The organism is Oligella sp. HMSC05A10 (genome assembly GCF_001808335.1).
Lineage (GTDB): Bacteria > Pseudomonadota > Gammaproteobacteria > Burkholderiales > Burkholderiaceae_B > Oligella > Oligella urethralis.
This window is the reverse complement of the sequence record NZ_KV792927.1, coordinates 112,202-129,685: the sequence shown is the minus strand read 5'-3', so window position 1 is coordinate 129,685 and position 17,484 is coordinate 112,202. Positions and strand designations below refer to the sequence as shown.

13 protein-coding genes are annotated in these 17,484 nt (G+C 47.1%); 9 read left to right on the top strand and 4 right to left on the bottom strand.

Annotation, left to right across the window (positions count from 1 at the left end; genetic code table 11):
- The first annotated feature begins 19 nt into the window (after positions 1-19).
- The 3 genes from smc to ligA all read left to right on the top strand — a co-directional run bounded on the left by smc (position 20) and on the right by ligA (position 7,078).
- Entirely contained in the window at positions 20-3,565 is a 3,546-nt protein-coding gene (gene smc, locus HMPREF3144_RS06180) for a chromosome segregation protein SMC (protein WP_018026339.1), read from the top strand.
- Between the two features lie 127 nt (positions 3,566-3,692).
- Positions 3,693-4,922: a cell division protein ZipA C-terminal FtsZ-binding domain-containing protein gene (locus HMPREF3144_RS06175; RefSeq protein WP_070476956.1), complete on the top strand. Its 1,230-nt coding sequence runs from the start codon at positions 3,693-3,695 to the stop codon at positions 4,920-4,922.
- A gap of 86 nt (positions 4,923-5,008) precedes the next feature.
- Positions 5,009-7,078: an NAD-dependent DNA ligase LigA gene (gene ligA, locus HMPREF3144_RS06170; protein ID WP_083290410.1), complete on the top strand. Its 2,070-nt coding sequence runs from the start codon at positions 5,009-5,011 to the stop codon at positions 7,076-7,078.
- A gap of 111 nt (positions 7,079-7,189) precedes the next feature.
- On the opposite strand, the gene HMPREF3144_RS06165 is transcribed toward ligA, so the two are convergent.
- The 3 genes from HMPREF3144_RS06165 to HMPREF3144_RS06155 all read right to left on the bottom strand — a co-directional run bounded on the left by HMPREF3144_RS06165 (position 7,190) and on the right by HMPREF3144_RS06155 (position 8,981).
- Positions 7,190-8,008 carry a peptidylprolyl isomerase gene (locus HMPREF3144_RS06165; protein ID WP_070476952.1) on the bottom strand — a complete coding sequence of 273 codons (819 nt, stop codon included), beginning with the start codon at positions 8,006-8,008 and terminating at the stop codon, positions 7,190-7,192.
- 48 nt (positions 8,009-8,056) lie between these two features.
- Positions 8,057-8,347, bottom strand: a complete 291-nt coding sequence (locus tag HMPREF3144_RS06160; RefSeq protein WP_018026343.1) for a BolA family protein — start codon at positions 8,345-8,347, stop codon at positions 8,057-8,059.
- 88 nt (positions 8,348-8,435) lie between these two features.
- Complete coding sequence (locus HMPREF3144_RS06155) at positions 8,436-8,981, bottom strand: septation protein A (RefSeq protein ID WP_018026344.1); 546 nt, start codon at positions 8,979-8,981, stop codon at positions 8,436-8,438.
- Positions 8,982-9,206: 225 nt separating this feature from the next.
- Here HMPREF3144_RS06155 and HMPREF3144_RS06150 point away from each other — a divergent pair, with 225 nt between their 5' ends.
- From HMPREF3144_RS06150 to HMPREF3144_RS06135, 4 genes are all read left to right on the top strand, one after another.
- Positions 9,207-10,376, top strand: a complete 1,170-nt coding sequence (locus HMPREF3144_RS06150; RefSeq protein ID WP_018026345.1) for an ABC transporter substrate-binding protein — start codon at positions 9,207-9,209, stop codon at positions 10,374-10,376.
- A gap of 184 nt (positions 10,377-10,560) precedes the next feature.
- On the top strand, positions 10,561-11,607 hold the full coding sequence (locus HMPREF3144_RS06145; protein ID WP_070476950.1) for a branched-chain amino acid ABC transporter permease: 1,047 nt from the start codon (positions 10,561-10,563) through the stop codon (positions 11,605-11,607).
- 1 nt (position 11,608) lies between these two features.
- Positions 11,609-13,498: a branched-chain amino acid ABC transporter ATP-binding protein/permease gene (locus tag HMPREF3144_RS06140; RefSeq protein WP_070470376.1), complete on the top strand. Its 1,890-nt coding sequence runs from the start codon at positions 11,609-11,611 to the stop codon at positions 13,496-13,498.
- The gene (locus tag HMPREF3144_RS06135; protein ID WP_070476948.1) at positions 13,491-14,255 is read left to right on the top strand and encodes an ABC transporter ATP-binding protein; all 765 of its coding nucleotides are present in this window, start codon (positions 13,491-13,493) and stop codon (positions 14,253-14,255) included. Before HMPREF3144_RS06140 ends, HMPREF3144_RS06135 begins: the two co-directional genes overlap by 8 nt.
- 59 nt (positions 14,256-14,314) lie before the next feature.
- Here HMPREF3144_RS06135 and HMPREF3144_RS06130 read toward each other — a convergent pair whose 3' ends face one another.
- Entirely contained in the window at positions 14,315-15,226 is a 912-nt protein-coding gene (locus tag HMPREF3144_RS06130; protein ID WP_070476946.1) for a LysR family transcriptional regulator, read from the bottom strand.
- Positions 15,227-15,362: 136 nt separating this feature from the next.
- Between HMPREF3144_RS06130 and HMPREF3144_RS06125 the strand changes: the two genes are divergently transcribed.
- Both HMPREF3144_RS06125 and HMPREF3144_RS06120 read left to right on the top strand, forming a co-directional pair.
- Entirely contained in the window at positions 15,363-16,340 is a 978-nt protein-coding gene (locus HMPREF3144_RS06125; RefSeq protein ID WP_018026350.1) for a DUF1852 domain-containing protein, read from the top strand.
- A 40-nt stretch (positions 16,341-16,380) separates the two neighbouring features.
- Positions 16,381-17,403, top strand: a complete 1,023-nt coding sequence (locus tag HMPREF3144_RS06120) for a methionine synthase (protein ID WP_018026351.1) — start codon at positions 16,381-16,383, stop codon at positions 17,401-17,403.
- Positions 17,404-17,484: the final 81 nt, after the last annotated feature.

The window sequence follows — 17,484 nt, the reverse complement described above, 5'->3', positions numbered from 1 at the left end:
AAAGCGGAATTTTTAAAGCGTGCGCCTTACTCAAATTAAATTAGCCGGATTTAAATCTTTTGTCGATCCCACCACCATACCCGTACCCAGTCAGTTGGTCGGGATTGTGGGACCAAATGGTTGTGGTAAATCTAATATTATTGATGCCGTGCGTTGGGTGCTGGGTGAAACGAGAGCCTCCGAGCTGCGCGGTGAATCCATGCAGGACGTTATTTTTAACGGCTCGGATGAGCGCCGGCCGGCAGGTCGCGCCTCAGTCGAGTTAGTATTTGATAATAGCGAGGGGCGGGCGGTCGGTCAATGGAGCGTGTTTGCCGAAATCTCTGTACGCCGTATTCTGACGCGTGACGGTACCAGTAGCTACTATATCAATAACCAACAAGTGCGCCGGCGCGACATTCATGATGTGTTTTTGGGGACTGGTTTAGGCGCCAGAGGTTATGCCATTATTGGTCAAGGCATGATTAACCGACTGATTGAGGCTAAACCAGAGGAACTGCGTACCTATTTAGAGGAGGCGGCAGGCGTTTCTCGCTATAAAGAACGTCGTCGTGAAACTGAAAATCGTTTAGCCGATACTCGCGAAAATCTGACCCGAGTGGAGGATATTCTTAGTGAGCTAGCTAATCAGCTAAGGCGCTTAGAGGCGCAAGCCGAAGTGGCTACACGTTATCGTAGCCTACAAGCCGAGGGCGAGCAAAAGCAATTTGCCTTTTGGTATTTAAAAGAGCAAAGTGCGATTGAGGAGCAGACCACTAAAAAATTCCAAAGAGAAGCGGCTCAAAGTGCGTTAGAGGAGGCCTTAGCCTCATTCCGACAAATAGAAAAGGAGTTGGAGTACCGGCGCCAAGCACATTATCAAGCGGGCGATGCCTTACATAAGGCGCAAACGGCCCTCTATGAGAATAATGCCCAAGTGGCCAGTCTAGAAGCGGAGATTCGTCACGCGACTGAATCACGCCAACGTTTAGAGAGCAATAAGCGTCGCTTACAGCAACAAATTGAGGAGTGGGATGCCCAGTTTCAGCATTGTGCCGTGCAGTTGGAAGAGGTAGCTGGTGAATTAGAAGAAACCGCAATTCACTACGAGGAGAGTCAGGCGCGCTTAGAGCAAATTCAAGAAGAGCTCCCGGCCATTGAGGAGCGGGTCGCGCAATTTGATAGGAATAAAGAGGAACTACGTCTAGACTTATCTCGTTTAGAGCAAAAGCAGGCCTTAGCCCAACAGCAAAAAAGCGATAGTGAGCGTCAACTAGCGCAGTTAAGTAGTCGTCGTGAGCGCCTGCTGCAAGAACAGTCAGCCATGGTTGCACCCGAACACCTTAAATTGGATACGCTCAAGGCGGAGCGTGATAATTCAGAGCATCAATTAGCCGAGGCGCAGGCACAGCTGATTGAAATTGAAGAGCGCTTGCCTGGTTATGATGAGGAACGACGTCAAGCGGCACAGGAGGCGCAACAAGCGCAGCAAGTCGTGTCAAGGTTAGAAGCCCGTTTAGAGGCGTTACAAAGTCTGCAAGCCGATGTGATGCAAAATAAAGAGCTTGAGCCTTGGCTTAAAAAGCATGGCTTGCAGGCTAGTTCTCCCTTATGGCAAAAGATCCACATAGAGGCTGGCTGGGATATGGCTTTGGAGTCTGTGTTGGGGGAGCGTTTAAGTGCCTTGGAAATACCAAGCTTAGATGCGGCCGTCTCATTGGCAGCGGATCAGCCACCGACTCGTATGATGCTCTATCAAAAGCCTACAGCCATGCCGTTCAATGAGCAACACCCTAGCTTCAAGCCTTTATTAAGTTTAGTGCGTTGTCCAGACCCTGATCTTAAGGGGTTGTTAGCGCTTTGGTTGGACGGTGTGTTTGTGGTTGATACGCTACAAGAGGCTTTATCCAAACGTGAGCAGCTTGCCCCAGGAGCGCGTTTGGTGGTGCAGCAAGGGCATGTCGTTGATAGCTACGGAATGTTATTCTATGCGGCGGATAATGCACAAGCAGGCATGCTAGCGCGGCAACAAGAAATCGATAACTTACAGCGTGAGATTAAGGCGGAGCGCTTAATCAGTGAGCAATTAAGTACGAGCTTACAGCAAGCGGAGCGTCAGTGGCAGCATGGCAATCAAGCCTTGGGACCGGCACGTCAACGTGTCTCTGAAATGAGCCGTTTTTTACATGAGCATCAATTGGCCTATAGTCAATTAGTGCAAAAAATCGAGCAAGCCGATATGTTACAAAAGCGGCTAACGACGGATTTAGACGAGTTAGCCTTGCAGCACGAGGAGTACGCTGCGCGTATTGAGGGATTTAGTTTGGATTTGGAATCCAACCAGGAATTATTAGAGCAAAAGCGTGAGGCTTATGCCACCTTGAATTTAGAGGCCGAGGCGAGTGTTGCGGCAATGCGCGAAATTCGTCAGCGCACGCAGGAGCTCGAGCGCGCAACACGTGAAATTGAGTTTGAACAACGTAGTCTTAAATCCCGTGCCGAGGAGTTAACACGTAATCAGTCCTTAGCCAAGCAGCAAAGTGAGCAATCGAAACTTGAGTTGGAGTCGCTCGAAGGGGAGTTATTCGATATTGATCAGCAAAGCACCCAAGCCGCATTACAGGAGCTACTCGCAATACGTAAGGAAAAAGAGGAGACTTTAGCTGCTAAGCGCATGGAGCTAGAGGCAATCGAATTGCGTTTACGCGAACAGGATGAAAAGCGTCTGCAACTAGAACTCTCGATTGAGCCGCGGCGCCAAGAGATTACTCAGCTGCAATTAGATGAGCAGGCGGCGCGATTAGCCGCAGAGCAATTTACCGAGCAATTGGAGCGACACGAGCTTAATCGTACAAGCTTGCAGCAATTTATTGAAGCCAGCCCAGAATTGGCAAAAATGGCTACGGCAGAGGCACAAGCCGAGTGGTTGCAGGCTGAAACTCAGCGTATTTCGCGTGCCATAGAGCGCTTGGGTTCGGTTAATTTAGCCGCCTTGGAGGAGCTAGAGCAAGCTCAGCAACGCAAGGCCTTTTTAGATGCGCAGCAAGCGGATTTGCAGGAAGCCATTGATACCTTGGAGGAGGCAATACGTAATATTGACCGCGAAACGCGTCAGTTATTACAGGAAACCTTTAATTTGGTTAATGATCATTTTGCACAACTATTTCCGCAGCTGTTTGGCGGCGGGCAAGCTAAGCTCGTGATGACCGGTGAGGAAATTCTGGATGCAGGGGTGCAGGTGATGGCTCAACCACCGGGTAAGCGTAACAGCACCATTCATCTCTTATCGGGTGGGGAAAAGGCGCTAACCGCAACCGCCTTGGTTTTTGCTTTATTTAAATTGAACCCCGCACCGTTCTGCCTTTTAGACGAGGTGGATGCGCCGCTGGATGATGCCAATACCGAACGTTATGCTAATTTGGTGAGCTCAATGAGTAAGCAGACGCAGTTCTTATTTATTTCTCACAATAAAATCGCCATGCAAATGGCGAAGCAACTGGTCGGGGTCACGATGCAGGAGCAGGGTGTGTCACGGATTGTGGCGGTGGACTTGGATACGGCAGTACAAATGATGGGTGCTGACTAAACAGTGCTTTGATGCAATAGCTTACACATCAACGGGCTAAAATAGGGCAAAATATACGATTAGCTCTTTCTTTTATATATTTTATATACTTAGGCACGGATTTCGATAGGATTTTTAAGGTTGACGCATGAATAGTTTGCAAATTACGCTGATTGTCATCGGCCTCGTCATTATTGGTCTGGTGTTACTTTATAATTGGTGGCAGGATCAGCAGGCACAAAAGCGTTTAAATCGTCATTTTAATCAAAGTGACTCCGACCCTTTATTGGATGGTCAAGAGGGTTTTGCTAATCCTAAAGCACCGTTTCAGTCCACTCCTCACGTACTAAGTAGCGAGCGAGATGGTCCTAGTCTAGGTGCGATGCAGGCTGCTGAGGATGAGGGTTCTACCGTATCCTTTGGTGCCGCTGCAGCGGATTCTGAGCCGCAGCTGGCTGAGATGCCGACAGCGGCTGGTGAGCAGAGAGGCTCAGCGGTAGAGCATACTGCTTCAGCCCCTGTACCTTCTGCTACTTCACAGCAAGCGCGAGCTTCGGCGATCGCCGAGATGAGTGAGACGGGGCCAGATCCAATGACGGAAGCGGTGGTGGACTTGCGCTTCGAGCGTCCGCTACTAGGTCGAACCATTATCGAGCAGGTGATGCGTTTTCCCACTGCTGATGATAAGGCAATTCGCTATTTTGCAGAAACAGAAGACGGTATGTGTCACGCAGTGATTCGTCCAGATGTGCCTTATGTCGCCTTGCAACTGGCGGTCTTGATGTCGAACCGCTTAGGTCCTTTGCAGGATGTGCATTGGTCTGCAGCGATGATGATCGCCGATGAGATGGCTCAGCAGTTTGATGCCGATTTAGAGGCTCCTAGCTTTAAAGATCTTGAGCAGCATGCCTTGGGCTTAGATGATATGTGCGCTTCCTTAGATGCACAGGTGGGATTAAGCTTATTACTTGAGGGACCGCAGCCGCTTAAGTCAGTGGCGGAAATTGCTCGTAAGCGAGGTTTTGTAGATTATAGACAAACCTTGGCGTGGTTAAATAATCAGGGTCAGGTGTGTTTTTATATGTTGTTTGATGGACTGGCACTGAGTCAGGTGGAGTCCGCAAGCGTTGAGCGTCTTGAACTGTTATTGGATGTGCCTAACAGCCCAGCCGATCGTCATGCCTTTGGCAAAATGGTGGGGGCGGCACGTGACCTCGCCGGTTTATTACGCGCAAGCATAGTCGATGATCAAAATCAACCGCTTGAGCGTGATGATCTAGTGGCGGCAGTGGATGAGCAAATTTATGAGATCTATCAAAAGCTTGATGAGGTAGGTCTGAGCGCCGGTTCTGAGCGTGCGCGGCGAGTTTTCTCCTAGGCTTATAAAGCGCATTAGGGCATTTGTTAAATATGATGGCCGCGGTTATTCCTTGACTGCGGCTTTTTTAATTAAATTTTATGGCTATGTCAGAGTTACAACAAGAATTAGAGCGGCTGTATCAAGAGATTATGGCGCATGATTATGCGTATCATGTCAAGGATGCGCCAACGATTTCCGATGCTCAATATGATAGTTTAGTGCAGCGTGTATTGGCCATTGAGGCTGAGCACCCGGAGTGGATTAAGCCTGAATCACCGTCTCAACGGGTGGGAGCAGCGCCTCTCACGATGTTTGAAACGGTCACCCATGCGGTGCCAATGCTCTCATTAAATAATGGTTTTAATGACGGTGATATAGTTGCTTTTAATCGGCGGACTAGCGATAGACTACGAGCGCAACATTTGCTGATGGCAGGTGAGGAAATTGAGTATTTAGCGGAGTTGAAGTTTGACGGTTTAGCGATTAATTTGCGCTATGAAAAAGGTCGGTTGATTCAAGGCACCACGCGTGGCGATGGCATGCAAGGTGAGGATGTGACCGAAAATATTCGCACAATTCGCAGTATTCCTTTAATGCTCACTGGCGATGAGATACCCGAGGTGCTGGAGGTGCGTGGTGAGGTTTTAATGCATAAAGCTGATTTTCATAAGCTGAATGAGGCACAGGAAAAGCTTGGCATTAAGCCTTTTGTGAATCCGCGTAATGCGGCTGCCGGCAGTTTGCGTCAATTAGACTCTAAAGTTACGCGCAGCCGTCATTTACGTTTTTATGCTTATGGCTGGGGTCAGCTTGAAAGTACTGTGGTCTTAGCCCAGACGCAATCCGGGATGTTGGAGCGATTACGTGATTTCGGTTTTGCTATTTCACCAGATCGAGCTGTGGTCAAGGGGGTAGCGGGGCTACTCGATTTTTATCAAGGGATTGAAGCCAAGCGTGCCGCGCTGCCCTTTGATATTGATGGGGTAGTGTATAAGGTGAATCGTTTAGCCTTACAGGAAGCGCTCGGTTTTGTATCACGGGCGCCGCGCTTTGCCTTAGCGCATAAGTTTCCTGCAGAAGAAATGCAGACGCTGTTGGAGGGCATTGATATTCAGGTCGGACGTACTGGTGCCCTGACACCGGTGGCCAGGTTAAAACCGGTGTTTGTAGGGGGCGTGACTGTCACCAATGCCACCTTGCATAATGAAGATGAGATTCGCCGTAAGGATATTCGGATTGGTGATACGGTGATTGTCAGAAGAGCAGGGGATGTGATTCCTGAAGTATTGGCGCCGGTTTTGGATTTACGACCTGAAGATGCGCAGCCCTTTACCATGGTTCAGGCATGCCCGGTGTGTCACTCTAGCATTGAGCGTTTACCAGGAGAAGCGGTATGGCGTTGTACTGGGGGGTTATTTTGCCGAGCGCAGCGAGTGCAAAGTCTGATTCACGCTGCGAGTCGCAAAGCGCTTGATATTGAGGGTTTAGGCGATAAACTGGCCGAGCTATTAGTTGAAAAAGAGATGGTTAAGTCATTAGCCGACTTATATCGTTTAACAGCAGCATCAGTCGCTAGTTTAGAGCGCATGGGGCCTAAATCTGCGCAAAATCTGATGGATGCCATTGAAAAGAGTAAAGGGGTCAAATTAGCTAATTTTATTTATGCCTTGGGCATACGCCATGTGGGTGAAACCACGGCGCGTGACTTAGCCACGCATTTTGGCAGTATCACGGCCTTAGCTCAGGCGAGCCGTGAGGACTTGCAAGCGGTTGAGGATGTGGGTCCGGCGATTGCCGAGTCAATTCAGCATTTTTTTGCTGAGGAGCATAATCAACAGGTGATTCATGAATTAGCTGAATTGGGCTTGAATCCGGTGTATGAGCTGCGCTCAGGGGTGGCCGCAACAGGCACTGCGGATGCAGCTTCAGCGTCATCGCCGAATCAAGCGGTGCTAGGTAAAACCTTTGTCTTAACGGGTGCCTTAAGTCATTGGACCCGCGATGAAGCGGCGGCATTGCTACGCCAAGCCGGTGCTAAAGTGACTTCTTCGGTGTCTAAAAAAACTGACTACGTGGTAGCCGGAGCGGATGCTGGTAGTAAGCTGCACCGTGCCGAAGAACTGGGCGTGACAGTATTGGATGAGAATGCTTTAAAGGCGCTATTAGGGTTTTAGTGCGAGCAGCAGCGGCTTAAAATGCAACATGCCTCCACCAATGTATATCGTAACCTGGGGAGGCATGTTGACTACCTGACTACTACAATCAGAGCAAGGATTAGCTAGTCACTACTTCTTTTTAGCTGCTTCCTCTTTTTGACCGTCATCGTTTGATTCAACCACGGTGGCCGCTTTGCGTAGCTCTTCAACATAGGCTTGTAGTTGCTGTTGTTGGATCATTTGCTTTAAGCCAGGGGTTGCTTCATCCTTGGTAGGAGGCTCTACACTACGCTCGTCTAAGACCTCAATAATATGCCAGCCGAACTGACTTTTAACGGGTTCCGCCACAATTTCTTTAGGCTTGGCTGCAACCACGGCATCGGCAAACTCAGGTACGAAGTTTTGTGCTTCAGCCCAACCTAGATCACCGCCTTCCTTGCCTGAACCATGATCAATGGAATTTTCTTTGGCAGCGGTGGCAAAATCAATTTTCTTATCCTTGATTTTTTTCAGTAATTCCTGCGCCTCTTTTTCTTCTTTGAGTAGAATGTGGCGGATATTGTACTCTTTGGTATTTTTGCTGTCGGCAACGAGCTCATCATAGGCTTTATTAATATCTGCCTCCGAGGGATTATGATCTTCCATCCACTTGGCAATAAGGGAGTTAATCAAAATCTCCTTGCGTGAGTTTTCAATCAATAGGCGCGTTTGCTCGTCCTTGTCTAAGCCTTGTTTGACAGCCTCTTGCGATAATACCTCACCCGTAATTAATTGGTCTAAGATCAGTTTGCGGTTTTCAGGTGTATCCTCCATGCCGCGAGAGCTCATGGCTTTGATCATGGTGTCGATTTCCGCTTGCGGAATGGGTTGACCATTTACCGTGGCGGCGTTTTGTGCATAGGCTGGAAAGGCTAAGGCGACTGCTGCCGCTAAAATAAAGCGTTTCATAGAACTCCTAGTGATGGTTAAAAATAAAAATAAACTTGATTAGATGTATTAATCGTTGCTGCCAACTAGCTTTAGCGCCAAGGCATGAATGGGGAAAGGCATCAGATCCTGTAGCTCAGCGTAGACTAGACGTTGGCGCTGAACCCGAGTGATGCCATCAAATTTGGCTGAGCGCATGGTCACCGTAAAGTGATTGGCACCGTCGCGGTTACCGGCATGCTGAGCATGTAGATGTGAGTCATTACTAACCTCTAACTCAATTGGCTCTAATACGGCTAAGCGCTGACGAATCATCTCGACGCGCTCCTCAGCTAAACTCGAATGTATTTGCTCATTCATCTCAAACTCCAAATGTATATCAATGGACAGCCCAAGGCGTCAAAAGTTCATTAACATGATAAATTAAGCTTAAAGCAGTAGGCTAGCGCTACTGCTCCTCGTCTCGCATATACTTGGCCAGTACTAAGGACTGCCCGATCACAAAGACAATTAATAATATGGTCAAACCAAATACTTTAAAGGTAGCCCATTGATCAATCGTAAAATAACCGGAAAAAGCCACAAATAAATTAAGTATACCCATGAGTGCAAAAAATGCCGACCAGCTATAAGCTAATTTTGTCCATACGGGTTCGGGTAGGGTGATTTGAGTACCCATCAAGCGTTTAATTAGATTGTTATTACTGATGAGCAGCGCACCCGCAATAATCAAAGCAAAGATCCAATAAAGCACGGTGGGCTTCCACTTAATAAAATTCTCATCCTGTAAATAAATGGTTAAGCCGCCAAATAACACGATCACAATTAAATTTAGCCAATGACTGGCTTCGATCCTTTGCCGTTTAACTTTTAACCAGATAATTTGCAATACGGTCGCTGCCATTGCTACCTTGGTTGCGATATAAATATCACCGAGTTTCAGGGCGACAAAAAAGAGGATAAGTGGCAGGAAATCAAAAATAATTTTATTCATAAGGGCGATGGCTAATTTTTGTTAAGCCTCATAGTGTATCAGACTGCGCTGCTCATAACGCTAGCTACGGCTGAGTTTTAGCTTGATTTTTAAAATAAGTCTTGGCAACGAGGTGTTAAATGCTACTTTCTTTGCAAATAGCCTTCGGGCTTTTATTATGGAGCAAAGGCTTTCTGTTAAACTTAACACTTTATTAACAAAAACCAAGCATTAAACGGAGTATACATGGGGACTTTTAAACTCAGCAAACCCGCTCTACTGGTGGCGTCTTTATTAGCTGCCGGCTCAGTGATGGCGCAAACGGTCAATATCGGGGTGTCAGTGTCGGCTACTGGCCCAGCAGCTTCTCTCGGTATTCATGAGCGCAATACAGTTGAACTTCTACCGACTAAGGTGGGTGAGGTGGAGCTCCGCTACTTCGTATTAGATGATGCGACCGACACTTCTCAAGCCGTGCGTAATATGCGTAAGTTGATTAGTGAGCAAAATGTCGATGTGATGGTGGGTAGCACTGTTACACCTGGCTCACTTGGGATGGTAGACGTTGGTGCTGAGATGAAGGTGCCCGTGATCAGTTTAGCGGGTAATGCCGTGGTGGTTGAGCCGCAAGAGGGCGCCAAGATTTGGGCCTTTAAAACCCCACAAAATGACGCTTTAATGGCCGCTGCAATTCGTAAAAATATGGAAAAACGCGGTGTTAAGACAGTCGGCTACATTGGCTTTGCGGACGCCTATGGCACCGGTTGGTTAGCCGAATTGGAGCGTGCTTTAGAGGGCTCCGAGATTAAGGTTGTGGCCAAAGAGAGCTTTGCGCGTAATGATACCAGCGTCACCGGTCAGGTGATGAAGCTGATCTCAGCAAAACCAGATGCGATTTTAGTTGGTACCGCAGGTACGCCAGGCGCTTTACCACAGCGTGAATTAATTCAGCGTGGCTATAAGGGAATAACTTATCATACCCATGGCTCGGCAAATGGCGACTTTTTACGTGTGTGTGCTAAGGCATGTGAGGGCGTGGTATTACCGGTTGGACCGGTGGTGGTGGCTGAGCAGTTAGACGACTCACACCCCTCTAAAGCCGGTGGTGTAGAATACGCCAAGCTCTATAATGCTAAATTTGGTGAAAATTCCATGAATAGCTTTGGTGCGCATATGTGGGATGCCTCGATTTTGATTAATTCTGCCATTCCTCAAGCCATAAATACTGGTGCCAAGCCTGGTACTGAGGAGTTTCGTGCTGCCCTACGTGATGCCTTAGAAAATCACCAAGAGGTCATCGGTGTGCATGGCGTGTATAACACCTCTAAAGAGGATCATACCGGTCTTGACGAGCGTGCTCGTGTCTTGGTCAAAGTTCAGGATGGTAAGTGGGTGTATGATCCTGATTTAGAATAAATGAGACCTTAAATGTGATTGGCCGGACTGCATGTGGTCCGGCACATTCACAAGTGTTTGCTTGAATTGTTACTCATCAACGTCTTAAAAAAACTTTTCAAGTATAGATATAATCGAGCTCCGAAGCGGAGTTGATTTAAGTTTACCGCTTTGATAAGCAGCAACTGTTAGACTAAGTACAATTATGAATTGGGAAATCGCCAAAATCCTGATGCAGGATGGTTTGGTAACCGGGGTTATCTACGCCCTGATGGCTGTCGCCTTGGTACTCGTGTTTGCCGTGACACGTATTATTTTTATTGCTCAAGGTGAGTTTGTTTCTTTTGGTGCCTTGACTTTTGCCATTATGGTAAATGGTCAAACGCCTGCCACTATCTGGCTCTTACCAGTATTCGGTACACTGATTTTCTTGATGGAGCTGTATCGCTTTTTAATCAAGCGTGCCTGTTCGGCACCGCAGCTTTTAAAAGCAGCCTTGCTTTATCTATTATTACCCTTTGCCTTGGCTTTGTTAGTGCCACCTATTTTAGCGACGCAACCCTCCATCTGGTTAAAGGCCTTATTGACACTGTTGTTGATTGTGCCGCTTGGCCCTATGGTTTATCGCTTAGTGTTTAAACCGGTATCGGAGGCACCAGGCTTACTGTTGTTAATTATTTCCATTGCCTTGCACTTTGCCTTTGTGGGCTTGGGCTTAGTCTTTTTTGGCGCTGAGGGTTGGCGCGTTTCTGAGCCGTTTTTCGACGGCACAGTCGAGTTTTTTGGTCTGTCGTGGAGCTATCAAAGTCTGTTTGTGATTGCCATGACCGTGTTTATTATTATTGCCTTGTATATTTTCTTTGAAAAAACCATCTATGGTAAGGCCTTACGTGCAACGGCAGTGAATCGTAAAGGGGCGCGTTTGATGGGCATCAGTACTGGCTTAGCTGGTTATATCAGCTTTTGGATTACGGCGCTAATTGGTGTGGTGTCTGGTATTTTATTGGTCTCATTTATTACGATTACCTATGAAACCGGTTTTATGATTGGTCTTAAAGGCTTTGTTGGTGCCATTATCGGTGGTTTAGTGAGCTATCCAATTGCGGCGGTGGCGGCCGTTGCGGTGGGCGTGATTGAGGCCTTTAGTACCTTCTGGGCAAGTGACTATAAAGAAGTAATTGTGTTCACCCTGATTTTACCCGTGTTGTTAATTCGTTCATTAACCATTCAAAAGCATGATGAGGAGGAATAAGATGGAGCAATTAAAACCTTCTCATACAAACACTAAGCTACGTAGGTTTAATCCTTTGGTGTTGCTGTTTATTCTGTTTTTACTGATCTTGCCACAGTTATCGTTTGTGCCGGAGTTCTGGATTAATCAGATGAACAGTATCGGGATTTCGGCTTTGGTGGTCTTTGGTTTAGTGATTTTGACTGGGTCCGCTGGCATGACTTCTTTTGGTCAAGCCGCCTTTGTCGGTATGGGTGCCTATGCCACGGCGTATATGACGGTGAGCCTGGGCTATTCACCCTTTTTAGGATTGGCGGTTGGCCTTCTAATCACGGGTGTGGTGGCATGGATGTTAGGGCAATTGACGCTGCGTTTATCGGGTCATTTTTTACCTTTAAGTACGATTGCGCTGTGCCTGGTATTTTATTATTTATTCGGTAATATGAGCTTTTTGGGGCGTCATGACGGTTTGCCAGGCGTGCCACCAATTCATATTTTCGGTATTTCACTGCAACCGGCAAGGAATAATTTTTATTTGATTTGGTTCTGCGTCTTAGTGGCTTTGTGGCTCAGTCAGAATCTTTTAAACTCACGTACTGGTCGCGCCATCCGCGCCTTAAATCGCGGTGAGTTAATGGCTCGTTCCTTTGGTGTTAAAACCCATCATTACAAGATGCTGGCTTTTGTCTATGCTGCGCTCTTAGCTGGTTTGGCCGGTTGGCTATATGCCCACGAGCAGCGGGCGGTGAGTCCCAGCACTTTTGGTCTGAACTACGGTATTGAATATTTGTTTATGGCCATTATCGGTGGATTTGGTAGTTTATGGGGCGCTATTTTTGGTGCCGCCATGATCTTGATTCTGCGCGATCAAATTCAAAATATTGCGCCTAAAGTCATTGGTAGTAATATCAATGTCGAGATGGTGTTTTTTGGCGTGATGATGGTGCTCATCCTGCAATACGCCCGTAATGGTCTAATTCCTTTGCTAGTGCAGTGGTTTAGACGAATCAAGGATGCACGTCAGACGGAGACGCAGGCAGAGGGTGGCAGTACGCGTTTAGCCTATGGGGTTGAGCGCTTACGCTTAGAAAAGCCAGTTACCCCTTTAGCACCACGCCCTGAGAAGCAATCTCAGCCGCTTGCTATGGAGCAAGCGATCTTGCAGGTGCGCGATATTCGTAAGGAATTTGGCGGGCTAGTTGCGGTTAATAACATCAGTTTTGATATTAAAGCTGGTGAAATTATGGGCTTAATTGGTCCAAATGGTGCTGGTAAAAGTACCACGTTTAATTTACTTACTGGGGTCTTAGCCTTGACTTCCGGTCAGGTTTTGTTCAAAGGTCAGGATATATCCAATTGGCCGGCGCACCGTATTGCCGAGTTAGGCGTGGCGAGAACGTTTCAACATGTGCAGTTATTGCCCGATATCAGTGTGGTCGAAAACGTTGCCCTAGGTGCTCACTTACGTGCCAGTAGCGGTGCGATTCGTGGGGCCTTGCACTTAGAAAGTGAATCCGAGCATCAGCTATTGGATGAGGCGATGAAGCAATTACGTCGTGTCGGGCTAGAGGACTACGCCTTATTGCCCGTGGGGGGCTTGTCACTAGGGCAGCAGCGTATCGTGGAAATTGCGCGTGCACTCTGTCTGGACCCAAGTTTATTATTATTGGACGAGCCAGCAGCGGGCTTACGCTATAAGGAAAAAGAGGAATTAGCGACGGTCTTATGTGCTTTGCGTGATCAAGGGATGAGCATTTTATTAGTTGAACATGATATGGATTTTGTAATGCGTTTAACTAACCATCTGGTGGTGATGGATTTCGGTACGCAAATTGCCGAAGGGACACCGGCACAGGTGCAAACGAATCCGGCCGTCTTGGAAGCCTATTTAGGAGGCGTGGCAGATGAGTAATTCTTCAGAATTATTATTAGATGCGCAGAATATCTCCGTTTACTATGGGCAGGTGCAGGCGGTTGAAGAGGTCAGTCTAAAAATGCACCCTAGTCAAATTGTTACCGTGATCGGGGTCAATGGTGCTGGTAAAACCAGTTTGATGAATGCCCTGATGGGTAATTTACCAACGAATGCGCGCAGTACCGGCGTGGTTAATTATTTGGGAGAAAATATCTCAGCGCTGGAGGTTGAGCGACGGGTCGGGCGTGGCCTCAGTTTGGTGCCGGAAACACGCGAGCTATTTAGCTCCATGACGGTTGAGGATAATCTCATCTTAGGCGCCTTTAGATTCCGCTCGGACAAGGATGGTGAGCGTCAATACAAGCTCAAGGACATTTATGAGCTCTTCCCACGCTTAAAAGAGCGGCGTAAGCAATACGCCGGTACCTTATCTGGCGGTGAGCGACAAATGTTGGCCTTAGGGCGTGCCTTAATGACCAATCCTAGCTTATTGTTGCTGGATGAACCGAGCTTAGGCCTGGCACCCCTGATTGTGCGGGAAATTTTCCAGATGATTCAATATCTCAGAGAGCAGGGCACCTCCATTTTGCTGGTTGAGCAAAATGCGCGTGCCGCTTTGCAAATTGCGGATTACGCCTATGTATTGGAAATGGGGCGTTTAAGCCTCAGTGGACCGGCATCCGAGTTGTTGCATCATCCTGGTGTGATCGAAAGCTATTTAGGCTTAGGTAGCAGCCAAAAAGCAGCAAATTAAAGTTAGCCCCGTTTATTCATTGATAGACGGGGTTTTGTTTGCCTGTTGAGCACTCACCCTCATTGATTCTGTTGTTGCCAAGCCACCGTGGCGGGTTTTCTAGCGAGCTCAAAAAAGGCCTTGATATAATCCAAGACGGTATCGCTTTCACGCGTACCTAAATGGATCTGTTTGGGAATGCCATGCTCCCCTAAACGAATGGCTTTGATTGGTAGCTTTTCTGCATATTCTTCTACTAACCATTTAGGTAGGGCCGTGACCCCACGCTCGCTAGCAACCATTTGCAGCATAATATCCGTGGTTTCAATCGTACGATGGCGTCTGGGAGCAACGCCTGCGGGGATTAAAAACTGTTTAAAAATATCTAAGCGCTCAATGTCCACCGGATAGCTAATCAAGGTTTCAGCGATCAACTGTTGAGGCTCAATAAAGTCGTGCTTGGCGAGTGGGTGATGTTTAGCCACGACCAATACCTGCTCATAATCAAACACCGGCTCAAACTGTAGCCCGGGTCGATACAGCGGATCGGGGGTGACCAGTAAATCAATTTCATAATTAAAGAGACCGGCGATACCACCAAATTGGAACTTCTGCTTTACGTCCAGATCAACATTTGGCCACGCCTTAAGGTAGGGTGAAACGATTTTAAGGAGCCATTGGTAGCAGGGGTGACATTCCATGCCAATGCGTAGCGAGCCGCGCTTGCCGTGGGCAAATTGCTGCAACCTCTCTTCGGCCAGTTTCAGTTGGGGTAATACACGATTTGCGACCGCTAATAAATGCTGACCTGCTTGGGTTAATTGCAAGTTACGGCCCTCGCGGCGCCAAATTTCAGTACCTAGTAATTGCTCCAGCTTTTTCATGCTGTGACTTAAGGCGGATTGAGTCACATGCAGCACTTCCGCTGCGGCGGTCAGTGAACCTTGTGCCTCAACTTGCTGCACAATGGCTAGATGAATACGTTCGATCATTTGCTATGAGTAAAATTCATGGATGTATAAGAATATACCATTTTACTTCATGTGATGTCGTGGCTACAATAACTTCATGAAAAATCGCCATAGCATTTTGGTGATACAAACATATTTGATTTAGGATTTGATAGCAATGAGTAAAGAATTTGAGTTTCACATTCATCGTATCCGCTTTGATGAAAATTATTTACCCTCCAGCGAGACGCGACTAACCACGAACTTTGCTAATTTAGCCAGAGGCGAGCACCGTCAACAGAATTTACGTAATGCCATTGAGATGATTAATCGTCGTTTTAATAGTTTGGCAGATTGGGATAATCCTCAGGGCGATCGTTATTCGCTTGAGTTAGATATTATTTCAGCGGAAGTGGATATTGAAGGTGATGGTAAGGTGTTCCCATTGATTGAGGTCTTAGCAACCACCGTGGTTGATCATCAGACGAATCAACGCATACCGGGCATTGTGGGTAATAACTTCTCTTCTTATGTGCGAGATTATGATTTTAGTGTGCTCTTACCCGAACATAACAAAAATAAAGAGGGCTTTAGTGTGCCTGACGCTTATGGTGAGTTACACGGTAATTTATTTAAGGCTTTTTTAAACTCCAAAGCTTATAAAGACAATTTTAAAAAGCAGCCGGTGATCTGTTTGAGCGTGGCTAATACCAGGACCTATCGTCGCACGGATAATGTGCACCCCATCCTTGGGGTAGAGTACTTGCAAGATGAGTTTTCCTTAACCGATCAGTACTTTGCCAAAATGGGTTTAACCGTACGTTACTTTATGCCTAAGGGCAGCGTGGCGCCATTTGCCTTTTATTTTTCAGGGGATTTGTTGAGTGATTATTCAAATCTAGAGTTGATTAGTACCATCAGTACGATGGAAACTTTCCAAAAAATATACCGTCCCGAGATTTATAACGCAAATGCGGTGGCGACGAAGATCTATCAACCTAGCTTGACCAATGATAATTACTCCCTTACCCAAGTGGTATATGATCGCGTTGAACGTACGCAATTAGCGATTCAACAAGGTAAGTTTACCGAAGAGTACTTTATCAAACCATATCAAGAGACATTGTCGCAGTGGACGGCTGAATACGCTGTTTAATGATCATTGAATAAAATTAGTAGCATTTAGGTTGTTTATTATGAAAAAGTTATTACCCACCTCAACTGCCGGTAGTCTTCCCAAACCTTCTTGGTTGGCCGAGCCGGAAAAACTCTGGTCGCCCTGGAAGCTAGCGGGCGATGAATTAGCAGCGGCTAAGCGCGATGCCTTACTCCTCACCTTAAAAGAGCAGGAAGTGGCCGGCATTGATATCATCAGTGACGGTGAGCAAACACGCCAACATTTTGTGACGACATTTATTGAGCATCTTGATGGGGTCGATTTTGAAAAGCGTGAAACCGTCCGTATCCGTGACCGTTATGATGCCAGTGTGCCCACGGTGATTGGTGAGGTTGCCCGTTCTAAACCTGTATTTGTGGAAGCGGCAAAGTTTTTACGTCAACACACTCAGCAGCCGATTAAATGGGCTTTACCGGGTCCTATGACCATGATCGATACCTTATATGATGCGCATTATCAGAGTCGCGAGAAATTGGCCTGGGAATTTGCCAAGATCCTGAATCAAGAGGCTAAGGAATTAGAAGCCGCCGGGGTGGATATTATTCAATTTGATGAGCCAGCCTTTAACGTCTTCTTTGATGATGTGAACGACTGGGGGATTGCAACCCTAGAGCGTGCCATTGAAGGCTTGAAATGTGAGACGGCAGTGCATATTTGCTATGGTTATGGCATTAAGGCCAATACGGATTGGAAAAAAACGCTTGGTTCCGAATGGCGTCAATACGAGGAGTTTTTCCCTAAATTGCAGCAATCGACGATTGATCTTATTTCCTTAGAATGTCATAACTCGCATGTGCCAATGGATTTGTTGGAATTGATTCGTGGCAAAAAAGTGATGGTAGGAGCGATTGATGTGGCGACTAATGTCATTGAAACACCGGAAGAGGTAGCTGCTACCCTAAGAAAGGCCATGCAATTCGTGGATGCAGAAAATCTTTACCCATGCACTAACTGTGGCATGGCGCCATTATCGCGTGAGGTGGCAAATGCCAAGTTGCGTGCGCTCAGTGCTGGTGCAGCCATTGTTCGTAATGAGCTGTAAGCAGCTGCATAGCTACACGCTTTAATTTAATTAGCCCGCCCTGTGCGGGCTTTTCTTATGCCTGGTGGGAGTGTTAACATA

What these genes read in the sequence shown, in the direction of transcription:
- HMPREF3144_RS06175 (WP_070476956.1), top strand. Translation starts at nt 3,693, where the DNA reads ATGAATAGTTTGCAAATTACGCTGATTGTCATCGGCCTCGTCATTATT.
- ligA (WP_083290410.1), top strand. Translation starts at nt 5,009, where the DNA reads ATGTCAGAGTTACAACAAGAATTAGAGCGGCTGTATCAAGAGATTATG.
- HMPREF3144_RS06165 (WP_070476952.1), bottom strand. Translation starts at nt 8,008, where the DNA reads ATGAAACGCTTTATTTTAGCGGCAGCAGTCGCCTTAGCCTTTCCAGCC.
- HMPREF3144_RS06160 (WP_018026343.1), bottom strand. Translation starts at nt 8,347, where the DNA reads ATGAATGAGCAAATACATTCGAGTTTAGCTGAGGAGCGCGTCGAGATG.
- HMPREF3144_RS06155 (WP_018026344.1), bottom strand. Translation starts at nt 8,981, where the DNA reads ATGAATAAAATTATTTTTGATTTCCTGCCACTTATCCTCTTTTTTGTC.
- HMPREF3144_RS06150 (WP_018026345.1), top strand. Translation starts at nt 9,207, where the DNA reads ATGGGGACTTTTAAACTCAGCAAACCCGCTCTACTGGTGGCGTCTTTA.
- HMPREF3144_RS06145 (WP_070476950.1), top strand. Translation starts at nt 10,561, where the DNA reads ATGAATTGGGAAATCGCCAAAATCCTGATGCAGGATGGTTTGGTAACC.
- HMPREF3144_RS06140 (WP_070470376.1), top strand. Translation starts at nt 11,609, where the DNA reads ATGGAGCAATTAAAACCTTCTCATACAAACACTAAGCTACGTAGGTTT.
- HMPREF3144_RS06135 (WP_070476948.1), top strand. Translation starts at nt 13,491, where the DNA reads ATGAGTAATTCTTCAGAATTATTATTAGATGCGCAGAATATCTCCGTT.
- HMPREF3144_RS06130 (WP_070476946.1), bottom strand. Translation starts at nt 15,226, where the DNA reads ATGATCGAACGTATTCATCTAGCCATTGTGCAGCAAGTTGAGGCACAA.
- HMPREF3144_RS06125 (WP_018026350.1), top strand. Translation starts at nt 15,363, where the DNA reads ATGAGTAAAGAATTTGAGTTTCACATTCATCGTATCCGCTTTGATGAA.
- HMPREF3144_RS06120 (WP_018026351.1), top strand. Translation starts at nt 16,381, where the DNA reads ATGAAAAAGTTATTACCCACCTCAACTGCCGGTAGTCTTCCCAAACCT.